2 protein-coding genes are annotated in these 715 nt (G+C 58.3%); both read right to left on the bottom strand.

Annotated features, from left to right (window positions below):
- Nucleotides 1-87 precede the first annotated feature (87 nt).
- The gene (locus DS742_RS28525; RefSeq protein ID WP_000847379.1) at nucleotides 88-417 is read right to left on the bottom strand and encodes a phage tail protein; all 330 of its coding nucleotides are present in this window, start codon (nucleotides 415-417) and stop codon (nucleotides 88-90) included.
- On the bottom strand, nucleotides 414-715 hold a 302-nt coding region (locus DS742_RS28520), incomplete at its 5' end, for a phage tail tape measure protein (protein ID WP_147325912.1). The genes DS742_RS28525 and DS742_RS28520, both read right to left, overlap by 4 nt.

Genomic DNA, 715 nt, shown 5'->3' with positions numbered 1-715 from the left:
CTGTCAGGTCGATTTCCCATAGCACCACGCTGGCCGACTGCTCCGCACGGGTGCATTCATTCAGTGTTTCCTGCCGGATATCCTGCATCAGTTCACCACCTGTTCAAACTCTGCGCTGAACTCAACACGCAGCATACTGACCCGCGACGACCATTTTGCGCAGGTCACCTTTATCTGCCGCCACTCATAAGGCGGCGTCCACAGAAAGGATTTCCAGCCCCCGTGCTCTTCCAGAAACGACTCCAGTACCGTGGCCTCCTCACGGGGGACAGAAAGCGTCACGCTGTACGTTTTCAGGTTGGCATTCAGCCCGGCAGGCGCTCGCTGAGAATAGCCATCACCAAAGCGCACCTTTCTTACAGAAGGGACCGAAGCCACATCCATACCGGGTTTCACTTTCCAGCGGAAGGTCTTCATCGTCCACCTCCGGAGAACAGGCCACCATCACGCATCTGTGTCTGAATTTCATCACGGGCACCCTTGCGGGCCATGTCATACACCGCCTTCAGAGCAGCCGGACCTATCTGCGCGTTCGTGCCGTCGTTGTTAATCACCACATGGTTATTCTGCTCCAACGTCCCGGACTCCTGCGACCGGCTGTCTGCCATGCTGCCCGGTGTACCGACATGACCGCCGGTGGCATCGCCGCGCATCAGCCGGTCAAGGTTCCCCACGCCCATCCGGCTGTTTGCCTCCTTCGTGAAGCACAACTCCC

Origin of the sequence: Lacrimispora amygdalina, from assembly GCF_003432035.1 — a bacterium.
Taxonomy (GTDB): domain Bacteria; phylum Bacillota; class Clostridia; order Lachnospirales; family Lachnospiraceae; genus Lacrimispora; species Lacrimispora amygdalina.
Note: the sequence above shows the minus strand (reverse complement) of the source record. Positions and strands in the feature narration are given on the sequence as shown.